Raw genomic sequence first — 283 nt, forward strand, 5'->3', positions numbered from 1 at the left:
ACAGGCGCCACTTCGAGTGAAGTGCCGATCACCAGAAGCAGGTCGGATTCGTTGAGGACTTCAAAAAGCGTGTCGAAATGCTGAACGGCGTCGCCGAACAGCACGACATCCGTTTTTAATATAAATCCGCATGCTCTCCCCTTGCCATTGACGCGATTGCACCTTGGCACTTCTTCTTGAAGAATGTGGTCAAGACCGTAGCGCGCCCCGCATTTTGGGCATGCGGCTGTTTGAATCGAACCGTGCAGTTCATATACATGGCGGCTTCCCGCCTTAAGATGCA

General features: G+C 52.7%; 1 protein-coding gene. It reads right to left on the reverse strand.

Annotation, left to right across the window (positions count from 1 at the left end; translation table 11 throughout):
- Positions 1 to 283, reverse strand: a 283-nt coding sequence (locus CH339_RS25580; protein WP_368731663.1) for a Sir2 family NAD-dependent protein deacetylase, incomplete at both ends; no start/stop codon positions are given.

This window comes from Rhodobium orientis, assembly GCF_003258835.1.
In the GTDB taxonomy this organism is placed as follows: domain Bacteria; phylum Pseudomonadota; class Alphaproteobacteria; order Rhizobiales; family Rhodobiaceae; genus Rhodobium; species Rhodobium orientis.